The sequence below is a fragment of the Bacillus cereus group sp. BfR-BA-01310 genome, from assembly GCF_022664325.1.
Taxonomy (GTDB): domain Bacteria; phylum Bacillota; class Bacilli; order Bacillales; family Bacillaceae_G; genus Bacillus_A; species Bacillus_A paramycoides.
This window is the reverse complement of the sequence record NZ_JAKUHD010000003.1, coordinates 56,779-70,619: the sequence shown is the minus strand read 5'-3', so window position 1 is coordinate 70,619 and position 13,841 is coordinate 56,779. Positions and strand designations below refer to the sequence as shown.

Here is a 13,841-nt window from a genome sequence, read left to right as displayed (position 1 = left end):
AAGGAGGTAGAAACAAATGAAATTACAATCTCTCATAATAGGTGCCCTTTCTTTCTTAGCTTCAACTCTTATTTTTTATACAGTTAGCTACTTATTATTATTAGATTGGTTGCCAAATCACTTATTTATAGCTCTTATTATTCTTTCCGCTCTTATGATTTCTTTTCTTATTACCCGAAAATCAATGAATGAGCCATCTGCAAAAGCAAAATAATAGAGGGGGCCTTTGCCCCCTCTATTATCATTTCCTAGGAAAGTCCATATTGCTTGTATTATTTACAAACTAATAAAATTTCTAATTTCCCCCGCATAAACAGACAGTAAGACTCCCACTGATTACAGTTTCACTTTATCTTTGTAAATTCATTTTTTCACCATAATCTTTTACAATTTGGATGATATTTTGAAACACCCCTAGTTTTTCTTTTTTACTATTTAATATTTGTAAATCATAATTATCATAATATGTTTCTAATGATTTTAATTGTGATAATGAAGCTTCTTTTATTGGAACAGTAATATTCACTTCATACTGCTTATATCCTTCTTTTACTTTTTCAGCTGAAATGATTTTACTCTCTTTTGCTCCAACTAATTTTTGAACTTTTTCCGGGAAGATTAATTGCAAATAATATTCTTGTTCCTTCTCCAGCTTATTGTATAGTGATTGCGAAATTGTATACCGGACCTTATAATTCATTTTCTGCTCATCTGCTTTAATATGGAATGCGGTAATCTGCATATCTTTTTTGGTCACTTCCGTTAAATTATCTATCTTCGTATCATCTTCTTTTTGATCTGAAACATTTGGGAATAAAGATAAAAGCTGTTGCGTTTCTTTTTCGGTAAGCATGTACATATCTTTCTTATATTGAATCCATCCCCGGCGATCTTCTCCTCTTAACCATGCATAATATGTTTCTATTTTCCCATTTCTACTAATTTGTATTTCATATTCCGGGTCGCCAAAGCTACCTGTTATTTCTTGTTTTTCTGCTTTGGTTATAATGTCTACCACTAACTCCGCATCCATTTTCTTTAAATTTTTTTCTTCTTTACCTTTTTGTATAACAGTTACCTGTAATGGTTCTTTCACTTCATTCACTGTCTCCTCTACTTGTTTTGTTTCTTTCTTTTGCTCGGCTTGACCACACGATGCGAGTAAAATTACACATAAAACCATTAGATAATTCCCTTTCAAATCGATCCCTCTTTTCTAATAAGAAACCCTTATAACCTTCATATAAGAAACAAAAACGTGACATGATATAAAATGAGCTATACTATACACTGAAGGGAGGATTTTACAATGTCCATTAATTTTCATGATGCAAATAATAACTACACATATGCAAATCGTAACGCACATATTTCATGGCGGGAAGCGATAAACAATATTGTAGATGTACAAAACAAACGAATAATTGATATAGGGTGTGGCGGTGGTATTTATACAAAAGAACTTGCACTTATGGGGGCTACAAACGTAATTGGACTTGATTTTTCAAAAGAAATATTACAAGCCGCAAAGGAGAATTGTAGCAGCTTCCCAAACATTTCATTTATTCACGGTGATGCACATAATATCCCGTTCCCTGATGAAACATTCGATATTGTCATTTCACGTGCAGTGATCCATCATTTACAAGACATTCCTACATTTTTAAGCGCAGCTTCTCGCATATTAAAAAAAGACGGTATGCTTATTCTACAAGATCGAACCATTGAAGATTGCATAATTCCAGGAAGCCCTGAACACATTCGTGGATATTTTTTCTCCGTCTTCCCAAAACTCATTGAAACAGAAGCGAAAAGAAGACCAAAAACCACTACTATTCAGCACTTATTACAAAAGCATTCTCTTCAATCGTTCCCCATTCAAACACAATGGGAAGTACGAAAAATTCACGATTCTGTAGAAGCATTACTACAAGATTTATCCCCTCGAACAGGTCGATCCATACTGCACGAATTAACGGATAATGAACTTTCTCGACTTCTACATCATATTCAAACAGCATTACAAAACCGCTCTCCTATTATCGAAAGAGATCGTTGGACAATTTGGAGTGCTTTGAAATTGTAAGGAAGGAAGCCTCACAAAAATAATGTGAGGCTTCCTTCTTTCATAATCTAATTTTGCAACACTCTTGATATCCTCCACTTCTGGCCTGTGCACTTCCACACTTCGGACATACTAAATATCTAGACTGATTTGTCAACAAACTACCTTTTTGAAAGAGTAAAACTTCTGCTTGTTTAAACGAACGCGAATAATATAACCATATAAAACCACATATAGCAATAATGCCAAATAATACTCCCATCGCAAACATTTCAGTCACCTCTTTTGGTTTGTTCTTTCCAGCAAGTGGATTGTTGTATTATTCTCTGCAAATTCAAATGATTCCTTCTTTACTCCTATAAATATCGATTTTCTCCATAAACTTTACAATTCTCTATAATGTTTTACACCATTTTTACAAATAACATTAAACCTTATATTATCCGCTATATTTCTACATGAAAATATATTTCCCAAAAAATATGTTGACTTTCTAAAAAAAACATGTGAAAATACTGTCAGAATACTTGAATAAAAATTCATTGACGAGAACGAGTACGTTATAGGGCTGTTCCCCAGAGAGTTGGCATTTTGCTGAAAGCCAATGCTCAGTTCGTAACCGAAAATCATCTCCGAGAAGTAGAACCGAATGCTGAAGTAAGTTCTTACCGGCCGTCCCCCGTTACAAGGAACACGTATCATGTTGTACGTTGCAAAGCCGTATACATATAGATATATTTCTACATGTATAAATTAGGGTGGTATCGCGGGTAAATATAACTCGTCCCTTTCTTCAGGGACGAGTTTTTTGTGTTCTTACAATGAATTTACAAAAAGGAGGAAAAACAATGAACACTGTATCAAAAAAACATATTTTTTTCACAGGTCTTATGCTATTTTCTTTATTTTTTGGGGCAGGAAATTTAATTTTCCCTCCTATGCTTGGACAAAATGCTGGTGAAAACTTTTGGCCAGCAATGTTTGGCTTTTTACTAACAGGGGTCGGTTTGCCGTTACTAACTGTTATCGCTATTTCTTTATCAGGAAATGGAATGCAACAACTTGCAAGTCATGTTCACCCATTATTCGGAATTTTCTTTACTGTAGTTGTATACATTGCAATCGGTCCATCTATGGGAATTCCACGTGTCGCTAACGTCGCTTATGAAATGGGAGTTAGTTCTTTCTTACCAGAAACTATTCGCTCTAGCAGCCTAGCACTATTTTTATACACGGTCATCTTCTTTGCTATCGTATTTTGGCTTAGTTTAAATCCTTCTAAGCTCGTCGATCGTATCGGAAATATATTAACACCTATTTTACTATTCTCTATTTTCTTGTTATTTGTCAAAAGTGTATTTTCACCACTTGGGCAATCAGGACCAGCAATGCAAGAGTATCAAACTTCTCCAATTTTCAAAGGTTTTATGGAAGGATACTTAACGATGGATACCATTTCAGCACTTGCATTTGGAATTATCGTTGTAAATGCTATTCGCTCAAAAGGTGTGAATGACCGTAAGTCAATTGCCATTGCAACAGCAAAAGCGGGACTTATTGCCGCTACTGGTCTCGTACTTGTATACGGTGCACTTGGCTGGCTCGGTGCTACAAGCATCTCTCTCGGATACGCAAAAAATGGCGGACAGCTACTTACTGTTATCGTACAGCAATTATTCGGTCCATACGGTCTGATCCTACTATCTCTTATCGTTTCACTCGCTTGCTTAACAACATGTGTTGGACTTGTATCTGCATGCAGTCAATATTTCTCAACATTATTAACAAAATTTTCATACAAAACATTAGCAAGTATCATTTGCGCGTTAGGATTATTAGTTGCCAACTTAGGCTTAACAAAAATTATCGCAATCTCCGTTCCTATTTTACTTGTTGTATATCCAATTGCAATTGTACTCGTGTTACTATCGTTACTTCATAAATATTTCGGTGGATATCGATTTGTTTATGTAGGTGCTTTAATTGGAGCCGCAGTTGTGAGCGTATTTGATGGATTAAAACAAGGGAATATTCCTGTTTCATTTATCACATCTTATTTCGAGTTTATTCCATTATATAATGAAGGTATCGGCTGGTTAATACCAGCATTAGTTGGGGCTATTATCGGTCTTGCTATCGCAAAGCTAAGTGGTGCAAAAGCAGTACCATTAACGGATCATTCATCTGAATCGAAAGCATCATAAAAAAACTCCTGTTTCGGGAGTTTTTTACATTTGATAAGAAATATGATTAAAGCTACTTACTTTGCAAGCTTTCGTATAGTAATCAATATTCGTATCCACTGTTTCTACTTTTACAACATCATAGCAATCTTCTTGCTTTACTAGAAATAAATAATATTCTTCCGTCGCCTCGATAATTGCAATACGATCTGTTTCAATATCATATTGTTCACAAAGTGCTTGCAACGCATTCACATAGTTACCTAATTTTTTCGTTTTATCCATTCCAAATATCGTTTGAACTAACATACACTCTCTCCCCTTTGTATGTACTGTTAACACCTTAATGATAACGCTTACATAATTAACCGTCAACAAAAAGCTTTGACCATATATAGTCAAAGCCTCCTTCTTATTTCGTCAATTGATGTCTAAATGCATAAATAACCGCCTGTGTACGGTCACTTACATTTAGCTTATTTAATATATTACTCACATGTGTCTTTACTGTTTTGAGGGCAATAAACAACTCATCTGCAATCTCTTGGTTACTTTTCCCCTCTGCAATTAATAACAAAATTTCAAACTCTCTTTCTGTTAACTCTTCATGCAAAGGTTGTTCTTTCTTTTGACGCATACGAGACATCATTTTGCCAGTAACTTTCGGCTCTAATACCGTTTCCCCATCATAAGTAGCTCGTACAGCGTCTGCAATATCACTCGCTCTTGATGTTTTTAATAAATAACTTGTCGCTCCCGCCTCAATAACAGGGTACAACTTTTCATCATCTAAAAAACTCGTTACAACTACAATTTTCGCTTCTGGCCATTCTTGAATAATTGCACGCGTTGCTTCAACCCCGTCCATCTCATCCATGACAAGGTCCATTAAAATAATATCCGGTCTTAATTGCAAAGCTAACTCTGAACCTTTTCTTCCATTTTCAGCTTCTCCAACTACTTCAATATCTGGCTGCGTTGATAAATATGCCGATACACCCATTCGAACCATTTCATGATCATCAACTAGTAATACTTTTATCATGATTCTCCCCCTCTCTCAATCATAATCGGTACTTTCACTTCTATTTGCGTACCTTTATTTGGAAAACTAAGAACCTTTAATGTACCACCAATTTCATGAACTCGTTCTTGCATTGATCTTAAACCGTATGAACCTGCCTTATTAACCCCAACTTTAAAACCAACACCATCATCAATAATTTTCAAAATCGCATATTGATCAATTTTGCGTAGGCGTACTTCGGTTTTCTTTGCCTTTGCATGCCGTAAAGTATTAGACAGAGCCTCTTGTACAATACGGAATAAATGATCTTCTACACCTTTTTTTAATTGAATCGGTTCAATTAACCATTCAATTTTCATATGCTGCTTTCTAGACAGTTCTGTTAATAATTCTTCTATACCCTCTGTTAGTTTCTTACCTTCTAACTGCACTGGGCGTAAATGAAGGAGCAATGCTCTCATTTCTGATTGTGCATTTACAACCATATTCTCAACAAGTTGCAACTGCTTTTTCGTCGTGTCTGGAATTTCAGCTACTTGTTCATTAATGGCTGACATCATCATCGACATTGCAAAAAGCTGCTGACTTACAGAATCATGTAGCTCCCTCGCCAATCGATGCCTTTCTTGGGAAATCGCTTCTTGTCTCATCTCTTCATTCCAATGAGCTCGTTCATTCGTTACTTTTTGAAATAGCCCAGCTTGCTCCTCTAATCGACGAGCAAGACCGATTACTTTTCGTTCCACTTCATGAAATTCATCATCCGCAGTAAACGAAACATCACTCGGAAAATTCCCTCGCTCTACCTCAAATAGAAAAGTATTTAATCCTTGTATACGCTGCTCTATATAATAACCGATTGCATAGCCTATAATTCCTCCGATAAGAAGACTAGTACTCATAATAAACAAGCCAATTGGAACAGAAGCAATGGATTCTTTCCATAGTAAATCATAAACTTGTTGCTCGCTTTTCCATACATATACAATTGTACAGATGAGTGCGATACTCACAGAGGACAACATAGAATAACGAATATACATCCACGAAATATTCTTTTGTTTTTTCATTATACTTTCCTCACTTCCGTATCGCCTACGACAAGCGAAGAAATAATTTTGATACGGCGAGGAGCTTCTTTATACTGTTCCGTTCTAAACGTAACAGTACGGTTAAATCCTGTTTCTTCGTGCCCTGGCAGGAGCACTCGCCCAACAATAACAGAATGATTTAAAGACAATTCAATGTCATACGGAACATATAAACGAATGTTACCAATGACTCCCCGAATAACAATTACCGTTTCTCCCTCTGGAACCATCGCGGTTGTTAAATCAATCTCGACATCACAAGCACCATATTGGACGTTAATATCCTCAAGTTCATAAATATGATCCATCATTCGTACATTACCTACGAACATATTTTTTATATACGGTTCTGTACGATATATTTGTTTTTCTTCATCTATATATCCCTTTTCTTTAATTTCAACTTTCATTGCTTTTTGCCGATGTCCTTGTTGAATCAGTTGATAACCAATTAAAGCTAAACAAGCAAATACAACAAGTACGAATGCTGCTGATGAAAATAAGAAGAATAAAAATACAATACCGCCGACAAATAAAAATACATTTCCTCTTACATAACGATTCTTCTTTCGATAATGTCTTCCAAACATAATCATAATAAATGCAAAAATTAGACCACCTGGTTCAAAATGTCCAAGTACCATATCAAGAAATAGACCGAATCCAAATATGATGAGGAGCATCCCCATTAATTGTGTTTTTGAAAATTGCTTCTTCATTTCAGCTCCCCCCCTCCTTGTCACATATACATAGAAGAAAAGGCATTGCTTTCCAACACCTTTTCTCCTATCACTATATCATAAGCCTGTTTTATTATATACTACAATTATTTTGTTACTTCTTTCGTTAACGATACTTCACTTTTTTCTTTCATTTCACGCTCAAGTTTTGCAATTTTCATATCAAATGTGTCGCGCTCATGCTCTTCATTTATACGAATCTCTAAGTCACGAATGTGATCTTCAATTTCTTCAAATCGTAAGAACGGATTATTTTCATCCATTTTATGCATAGCAGTATTCATACGGCGGTTTGCATGTGCCATATTTTCACGTGCCATGAGTTCCATACGTTTTGCGTTCATTTCTTTTAATTTATTTTTCATGTCAGCAAGACGGCGTTCTAATTCATCAATTTGTTCTACAACACCTGCATACATTTCTTCTAAGCGAGTTACTTGCCCTTCATAATAAGCAACTTCTTCTAGTGCACGTTCATGTAATTGTAATTCTCCTGCTTCTTGTGCGATGATAGCTTGCTTTGATCTTTTATTAACGAAATAACGTGCTTGCTCAAGCTCACGAGCAAAGTTAGATTTTAATGTTTTATGACGCTGAATTAACTTCTCAATTTTCGTTATTTCACGCTCACTATCGCGTAAATATTGGTTTAACATAGCAATTGGATTTTTTCTTTCTTTCTCATCTAGCACATTATGAAAATCAGCTAAAATTGCATCGCGTACACGTCCGAATAAAGATTGTTTCATTATAATCTTCCTCTCTTCTACTTTATAATTTGATTTATTTTGTATTAGTTTTTCATTAACTTGTTCCACTCATCTTCAAAGTTGCTATATGGTTTAGAACTTTCTGGAGCAGAATCAACAACTACATTTTTTTCTTTTTTCCACTCACGGTATCCGTAGTATAAAACTACTAATGCTACGATACCGATTAATGCTGGGGAATGAGAAAGGGCGATGGACAAGCCGATTAAACCAACAATACCCCAAGCTAACTTTCCAAAAAATGATTGTGCTCGCACAAATGATTTATAGCTCCAGTACACAACTCCTGCTCCGATTGCGAATCCTACAATACCAGCAAGACTACCAAGAGCAATTAAAGCCAAAATGCCGGCCGCGATAAACGCTAGAAATTGTTTCATCTTGTGCTTGCCTCCCTTCGATTTGATACTCTTATCTTAACTATTTTTTCATTTTTCCATAACGAGCTTAAGAACTGTTTTCGACTCAGACTTAAGACCGAGTTGAATTCAGCCTTTTGTAAAATAGATATTCCTCTCAACAACATAAGACAAGTTGATAAACACTTTTATCCCGTTAATGCCCGATTGATGAGGACTAATAATCAGTAGATATAGGTGCTGAATCCCCACCACCAATTAAAACTTCACTTTATTACACATAAAAAGCCGTTCAGAGAATGCTCTCTGAACGGCTTCAGTTGCTACTAATAAAATTCATAGTTAATTACGCTGTTTTATGATACTCTTTTTTCTCCGCACCCTTCGAAAAACGCGGGAAACCAATTAAAATCGAAATGATGCCACATACTCCAACTAATATTGGATAAAATGCATAAGGTAACAATTCAATTGGAGATAATGCAGCAAATCCTGCCGCTGTTAACATTTGAGCACCGTACGGAATTAATCCTTGTACACAGCAGGAGAAAAGATCTAATACACTCGCTGATTTACGTGGATCAATTTCATATTGATCCGCAATGTTCTTCGCAAGCGGACCTGTAAAAATGATAGAGATTGTATTATTTGCTGTACACATATTTGTCATACTCACTAAACCAGCAATTCCAAACTCTGCTCCTTTTTTCGAACGAATATTACGCGTTAAAAGATTCATTAAATATTGAATACCACCATTATACTGGATAAGTTCAACCATACCACCGATTAAAATTGCAAGTAATACTAATTCCATCATACTGCCCATTCCAGTCGTTACACTTTTAAAGAAACTCTCTAACGTATAACTTCCATCTATGAGACCGATAACACCAGATAGTACAGTTCCGCCTGTTAACACGATAAGTACATTCCAGCCAAGTAATGCTGTAACAAGTACACCTGCATATGGTAAAATCTTCACCCAATCAAATGTATGAGCTTTAATTTCTGTATCACTTCCTAAAGTAATCATTACTAATAGTACAATTGTAATGATTGCAGCTGGCAATACAATTAAAAAGTTCGTTTTAAACTTATCTTTCATTTCTGTTCCTTGCGACCTTACAGCTGCAATTGTTGTATCAGAAATAAATGATAAATTATCACCAAACATCGCACCACCAACAACAGTCGCCATCGTTAGTGCAATTGAGATATCAGTTTGCCCACTAATACCTACAGCAATTGGCGCTAATGCGGCAATAGTTCCCATTGAAGTTCCCATCGCTAATGAAATAAATGCCCCTATAACAAAAATTCCAGCAACGATAAACCCTTGCGGTAAAATAGATAACGCTAAGTTAACTGTAGAATCAACTCCGCCCATTCCTTTTGCTGTTTCAGAAAACGCCCCTGCAAGTACAAAGATTAATACCATAATCATAATATCCGGATTTCCTGCACCTTTTGCAAATCGTTCCACTTTCACATTAAAGCTTTCTTTACGATTCATCGCTAAAGCAATTCCTACAGCAATTGAAATCACTACAAGTATCGGCAATTTATAGAAATCACCTGTAATAATTCCAGAACCAATAAATAGCGCCAAAAATATTCCAAGTGGTAATAATGCTAAACCATTTCCTCTCGTTTCTTTCAAAGTATCATCTCTCCCTAGTTTTCAACCTTTTCTAATGAACAACAAAAGACCTCTTCCAACGAGAAGAGGTCTTATACATCTATAAGAAACACTCTTCTCATCTTTCAAGCACATGCTTGCTGGATTTGGCACAGCACTCTAAAATCGAGTCCGCTGCCGAGGCATCGTAGGGCCAGTCCCTCCGCCTCTCTTTATAAGAAGGTTTCATATTTATTTTTTAATAATAATTTCTTTCCTAACTTTACTCGCTTACAAAACAAAAGTCAATTATTTTTTGTATAGATTTTTTTGGTAATTATACAAAAACGTGAATACATCAATCATTTTAACTTTTCAATCTCTTTATCTATTATTGAAATCCAATAAAATTCTCCCTTTTTTATCGCTGCTACAATCCATTTTGTTATATGCCAAGCTAATTCATATTCTTCCTTAGTAATATCACCCATACTATAGGCATCCTCTAACTCGTCTTCATCCAATACATAAATCTCACCGTTCGGTAACAATACTACATCTAAATATAAATCATCAAAATAAGGTAAACCACGCTCGTCTATTTTATATTCTTTCGTCACGTCGATATAATACTGCACTAATTTTTTTTGATCGTCTAACATAGCTGTAATTGCAAAGTTTTTCCCGTTTATAAAATATTGCATCCATGTATACTCATCACCTGCAATGCAAAGTTCTTTACTATTGTATTCTTTATAACTAGGCTCTCTCACCTTTTTTATGTCTAGTATACCTAATATACCTGCTTCAACTTGTTTTACTGTGTATGTCTTCTCTATTAATCGCTTCCACGTAGAACCATCACCGTACTTGCGTTTCATAACTCCCTCACCTCGTCTATATACAGAAAAGCTCTCACATATTATGTGAGAGCTTTATAAATCATAATTAAGCCGCTTGACCCTTTTCAGAAATCTCTTTTAAATAAGCTTGTCCTTTTTCAGCGTCATATTGGCCTTCCCATTTAGACATAACTACAGCTGCTAAAGAGTTACCTACAACGTTAACTGCTGTACGAGCCATATCTAGAATACGGTCAATACCTGCAATAAATGCTAAACCTTCAGCTGGAATACCTACTGTACCAAGTGTCGCTAATAATACAACGAATGATACGCCTGGTACACCCGCGATACCTTTTGATGTAACCATTAGTACAAGTAATAATGTAATTTGTTGTGTAATGGATAAATCAATACCGTACATTTGCGCTAAGAAAATTGCCGCAATTGCTTGATATAAAGTTGATCCATCTAAGTTAAATGAATAACCTGTCGGAATAACGAAAGATGTAATTGCTTTCGGACAACCGAATTTCTCCATTTTTTCCATAATTTTAGGTAAAACCGTTTCTGAGCTCGCAGTAGAATACGCAAGAATAAGCTCGTCTTTTAAAATTTTAAAGAATTGGAAAATATTAATACCGAATATTTTCGCTGTAAGTCCTAATACAACTACAACGAAGAAGATCATTGCTCCGTATACTACAATTAGTAATTTTCCTAATGGAATTAATGAAGCTAAACCGAATGTAGAAACTGTAACACCAATTAATGCGAATACACCAAATGGTGCAAACTTCATAACTTGGTTCGTTACGTAAAACATTGCGTCTGCTACACCTTGGAAAAATTGTAGAACTGGTTTACCACGTTCACCAATTGCTGCTACACCTAAACCAAATAATACTGAGAAGAAGATAATAGCAAGCATATCACCTTCAGCTAATGATTTCATAATATTTGTTGGAACAATATTTACAAACGTATCCGCAAACGAATGACTTTGTACTTGTTCTGTTGTAGCTGTATATTTGGAAATATCTGTTTTCGTCAATTTATCCATATCAACGCCTTTTCCAGGTTGGAAAATGTTCGCTATTAATAGACCAACAGCAATTGCAATTGTTGTAATAACTTCAAAGTAAATAAGTGTTTTTCCGCCTAGTCGGCCTAACTTCTTAACATCGCCAACACCAGCAACCCCAACAACAATACTTGCTACAACAATCGGTACAACAATCATCTTAATTAATCGGATGAAAATATCACCAATTGGTTTTAAATAATCTACCACTGCCGGATTGCCAAAGAAAATCGCCCCAACTGCAATACCAAGCGCAAGTCCTATTAAAATTTGCCATGCAAGTCCTATCCTTTTCATACTTGCCGCAACCCCCTCTTTGATGCATTCACTCTACCCTTCTCTTGTTCTATGAAACTAAGAAATTAAGAGTATTACATATTATTCGACAATTCACTACATTTTGTCCCTGTTAAAAATCATAAATCAAAAATTAAAATCTGACAACAAAATAAGTTTGCACGAATACAAATAATTTTCTTGACAAAAACAAAACCCATGTCAGAAAACCTCACATGAGAACGATTCCTCACCAGTGTTTTATGGACTTTTAAAATAATATTTCACTATGTAAAAAACCAATATTATATCCTTTATTTCCCACTAAAAAATAGAGCGCACCTCATCTTTTGCATTCATAAAAATATTAAAGCACCACGACAAACAATACTAAATTCCGACAAAACTTAGCAATTTTATAAAGTTTTCTTTACATTATGATTACAACGATAGACACCTTTCTTCTTCTTATGATATATACATTCATAGGGAAAGGAGCAAGACAACAATGAAAAAGAAATTTGCAGCATTTAGTGTTTTAGCAGCTGGAACGATTTTCGTTTCCCCGTTACTTTCACCCGTATACGCTGAAACGAATGAAAATAAATTATCTAATATTCAATCTGAATTAGAAGGCAAACAAAATGACTTACAAAATAAATCAGCTGAGAAAGAACAAATAGAAAAAGAAATCCAGGAATTACAAAAGAAAATCGATGAATTAACTACTTCTATTAATAAAAACGAAGCTGAATTAAACGATACAAAAAAAGAAATTAGCAAAACACAGCAAGTTATTATTGAAAAAAAGAAACATATAGAGCAATTACAAACGAACATAGATACACGTCAGGAAGTTATTAAACAACGACTACAATCTATGCAAGAAAAACCTCGCACAAATATCATTACAGAAGTATTAACAAGTTCTGCAAATATTGCTGATTTAATTGATAATATGTACTCCGTAAGTTTAATTTTAAACAACGATACAGATATTGTGAAAAAACAAACAACTGATCAAAATGCTGTGACAACAGAAAAAGAGGCTGTTGAGAAAAAAGAGCAACAACTGAAAGAAGCTGAACAAAAATTAGAGCATAAACAACAAGAGTTACAAAATAACCAACAACAGCAACAAACTCTTATTAACGATCTACATACGAAAGTAGCAAAAGTAGATTCCGAGATTGAAGGATTAGAAGAGTCAAAAGGTATTTTAGAAAACCAGCGTCAAGCTGTTCAAAAAGCAATTGAAGAAGAAAAACGTGCAGAAGAAGCTCGTAAGGCTGAAGAGGCACGTAAGGCTGAAGAAGCTCAGAAACAAGCTACTACATCTGCTCAAGCTGCCCCAACACCACACGATACAAATGTCGGTGGATTTATTAAACCAGCGGCTGGATCGAAAACTTCTGGATTTGGCGCACGTTCTTTAGATAACCATAAAGGAATTGACATCGCTGCTTCGGGAACGGTTCCAATTATTGCCGCTGCAGATGGTGTCGTTATCCGTTCAGAATTATCATCTAGTTACGGAAACGTTGTGTACTTATCTCACCGTATAAACGGAAAAACATATACGACAGTATATGCACATATGAGTAGCCGTTCCGTATCGAATGGACAAACTGTAAAACAAGGCGATCAACTTGGATTTATGGGGAATACCGGTCAATCATACGGACAGCATTTACACTTCGAACTTCACCTTGGAGAATGGAATGTCGGTAAAACAAATGCAGTTGATCCATCTCCTTATATTGGATTATAAAAAACTCGGTGC

Annotated in this window: 15 protein-coding genes, 1 riboswitch and 1 other annotated feature; of the genes, 4 read left to right on the top strand and 11 right to left on the bottom strand. The window is 35.3% G+C overall.

Annotated features, from left to right (window positions below; translation table 11 throughout):
- Positions 1 to 16: 16 nt before the first annotated feature.
- Entirely contained in the window at positions 17 to 214 is a 198-nt protein-coding gene (locus MR109_RS08390; RefSeq protein WP_002171096.1) for a hypothetical protein, read from the top strand.
- A 135-nt stretch (positions 215 to 349) separates the two neighbouring features.
- Here the strand turns inward: MR109_RS08390 and MR109_RS08385 are convergent, their stop codons facing one another.
- Positions 350 to 1,201 (bottom strand): YhfM domain-containing protein, encoded by an 852-nt coding sequence (locus MR109_RS08385; RefSeq protein WP_242271746.1) that lies wholly within the window; start codon positions 1,199 to 1,201, stop codon positions 350 to 352.
- 108 nt (positions 1,202 to 1,309) lie between these two features.
- Here MR109_RS08385 and MR109_RS08380 point away from each other — a divergent pair, with 108 nt between their 5' ends.
- Positions 1,310 to 2,086, top strand: coding sequence for a class I SAM-dependent methyltransferase (locus MR109_RS08380; protein WP_242271745.1), 777 nt, complete (start codon positions 1,310 to 1,312; stop codon positions 2,084 to 2,086).
- Positions 2,087 to 2,126: 40 nt separating this feature from the next.
- On the opposite strand, the gene MR109_RS08375 is transcribed toward MR109_RS08380, so the two are convergent.
- A complete protein-coding gene (locus tag MR109_RS08375) occupies positions 2,127 to 2,336 on the bottom strand; it encodes a hypothetical protein (protein ID WP_002171093.1) in 210 nt (69 codons plus the stop codon).
- A 262-nt stretch (positions 2,337 to 2,598) separates the two neighbouring features.
- Positions 2,599 to 2,857 (top strand) — a binding site (T-box leader).
- 56 nt (positions 2,858 to 2,913) lie between these two features.
- On the opposite strand from MR109_RS08375, the gene brnQ3 reads away from it, so the two are divergent.
- Entirely contained in the window at positions 2,914 to 4,269 is a 1,356-nt protein-coding gene (gene brnQ3 / locus MR109_RS08370; RefSeq protein WP_242271743.1) for a branched-chain amino acid transport system II carrier protein BrnQ3, read from the top strand.
- A gap of 24 nt (positions 4,270 to 4,293) precedes the next feature.
- Here brnQ3 and MR109_RS08365 read toward each other — a convergent pair whose 3' ends face one another.
- From MR109_RS08365 to gltP, 9 genes are all read right to left on the bottom strand, one after another.
- Positions 4,294 to 4,650 carry a DUF3992 domain-containing protein gene (locus tag MR109_RS08365; RefSeq protein WP_116500498.1) on the bottom strand — a complete coding sequence of 119 codons (357 nt, stop codon included), beginning with the start codon at positions 4,648 to 4,650 and terminating at the stop codon, positions 4,294 to 4,296.
- Between the two features lie 10 nt (positions 4,651 to 4,660).
- Positions 4,661 to 5,293, bottom strand: a complete 633-nt coding sequence (locus tag MR109_RS08360) for a response regulator (RefSeq protein WP_025147280.1) — start codon at positions 5,291 to 5,293, stop codon at positions 4,661 to 4,663.
- Positions 5,290 to 6,345, bottom strand: a complete 1,056-nt coding sequence (locus MR109_RS08355) for a sensor histidine kinase (RefSeq protein ID WP_071721204.1) — start codon at positions 6,343 to 6,345, stop codon at positions 5,290 to 5,292. Before MR109_RS08355 ends, MR109_RS08360 begins: the two co-directional genes overlap by 4 nt.
- Entirely contained in the window at positions 6,345 to 7,085 is a 741-nt protein-coding gene (gene liaF / locus MR109_RS08350; protein WP_071721207.1) for a cell wall-active antibiotics response protein LiaF, read from the bottom strand. Before liaF ends, MR109_RS08355 begins: the two co-directional genes overlap by 1 nt.
- Positions 7,086 to 7,192: 107 nt before the next feature.
- On the bottom strand, positions 7,193 to 7,855 hold the full coding sequence (locus tag MR109_RS08345) for a PspA/IM30 family protein (RefSeq protein ID WP_071721209.1): 663 nt from the start codon (positions 7,853 to 7,855) through the stop codon (positions 7,193 to 7,195).
- A 44-nt stretch (positions 7,856 to 7,899) separates the two neighbouring features.
- On the bottom strand, positions 7,900 to 8,256 hold the full coding sequence (locus MR109_RS08340) for a lmo0954 family membrane protein (protein ID WP_071721211.1): 357 nt from the start codon (positions 8,254 to 8,256) through the stop codon (positions 7,900 to 7,902).
- A 325-nt stretch (positions 8,257 to 8,581) separates the two neighbouring features.
- Positions 8,582 to 9,898, bottom strand: coding sequence for a Na+/H+ antiporter NhaC family protein (locus MR109_RS08335; RefSeq protein ID WP_242271735.1), 1,317 nt, complete (start codon positions 9,896 to 9,898; stop codon positions 8,582 to 8,584).
- Positions 9,899 to 9,992: 94 nt separating this feature from the next.
- A riboswitch (SAM riboswitch) is annotated at positions 9,993 to 10,098 on the bottom strand.
- 120 nt (positions 10,099 to 10,218) lie between these two features.
- The gene (locus tag MR109_RS08330) at positions 10,219 to 10,737 is read right to left on the bottom strand and encodes a ribonuclease FAU-1 family protein (protein WP_242271733.1); all 519 of its coding nucleotides are present in this window, start codon (positions 10,735 to 10,737) and stop codon (positions 10,219 to 10,221) included.
- A gap of 67 nt (positions 10,738 to 10,804) precedes the next feature.
- Positions 10,805 to 12,079, bottom strand: coding sequence for a glutamate/aspartate:proton symporter GltP (gene gltP, locus MR109_RS08325; RefSeq protein ID WP_071721217.1), 1,275 nt, complete (start codon positions 12,077 to 12,079; stop codon positions 10,805 to 10,807).
- Between the two features lie 487 nt (positions 12,080 to 12,566).
- Here gltP and MR109_RS08320 point away from each other — a divergent pair, with 487 nt between their 5' ends.
- Positions 12,567 to 13,829: a murein hydrolase activator EnvC family protein gene (locus MR109_RS08320; protein ID WP_098304331.1), complete on the top strand. Its 1,263-nt coding sequence runs from the start codon at positions 12,567 to 12,569 to the stop codon at positions 13,827 to 13,829.
- Positions 13,830 to 13,841: the final 12 nt, after the last annotated feature.

Bases quoted from the DNA above. Each gene is read 5' to 3' on its own strand.
- MR109_RS08390 (WP_002171096.1), top strand. From the start codon at position 17: ATGAAATTACAATCTCTCATAATAGGTGCCCTTTCTTTCTTAGCTTCA.
- MR109_RS08380 (WP_242271745.1), top strand. From the start codon at position 1,310: ATGTCCATTAATTTTCATGATGCAAATAATAACTACACATATGCAAAT.
- MR109_RS08375 (WP_002171093.1), bottom strand. From the start codon at position 2,336: ATGTTTGCGATGGGAGTATTATTTGGCATTATTGCTATATGTGGTTTT.
- brnQ3 (WP_242271743.1), top strand. From the start codon at position 2,914: ATGAACACTGTATCAAAAAAACATATTTTTTTCACAGGTCTTATGCTA.
- MR109_RS08360 (WP_025147280.1), bottom strand. From the start codon at position 5,293: ATGATAAAAGTATTACTAGTTGATGATCATGAAATGGTTCGAATGGGT.
- MR109_RS08355 (WP_071721204.1), bottom strand. From the start codon at position 6,345: ATGAAAAAACAAAAGAATATTTCGTGGATGTATATTCGTTATTCTATG.
- liaF (WP_071721207.1), bottom strand. From the start codon at position 7,085: ATGAAGAAGCAATTTTCAAAAACACAATTAATGGGGATGCTCCTCATC.
- MR109_RS08345 (WP_071721209.1), bottom strand. From the start codon at position 7,855: ATGAAACAATCTTTATTCGGACGTGTACGCGATGCAATTTTAGCTGAT.
- MR109_RS08340 (WP_071721211.1), bottom strand. From the start codon at position 8,256: ATGAAACAATTTCTAGCGTTTATCGCGGCCGGCATTTTGGCTTTAATT.
- MR109_RS08330 (WP_242271733.1), bottom strand. From the start codon at position 10,737: ATGAAACGCAAGTACGGTGATGGTTCTACGTGGAAGCGATTAATAGAG.
- gltP (WP_071721217.1), bottom strand. From the start codon at position 12,079: ATGAAAAGGATAGGACTTGCATGGCAAATTTTAATAGGACTTGCGCTT.
- MR109_RS08320 (WP_098304331.1), top strand. From the start codon at position 12,567: ATGAAAAAGAAATTTGCAGCATTTAGTGTTTTAGCAGCTGGAACGATT.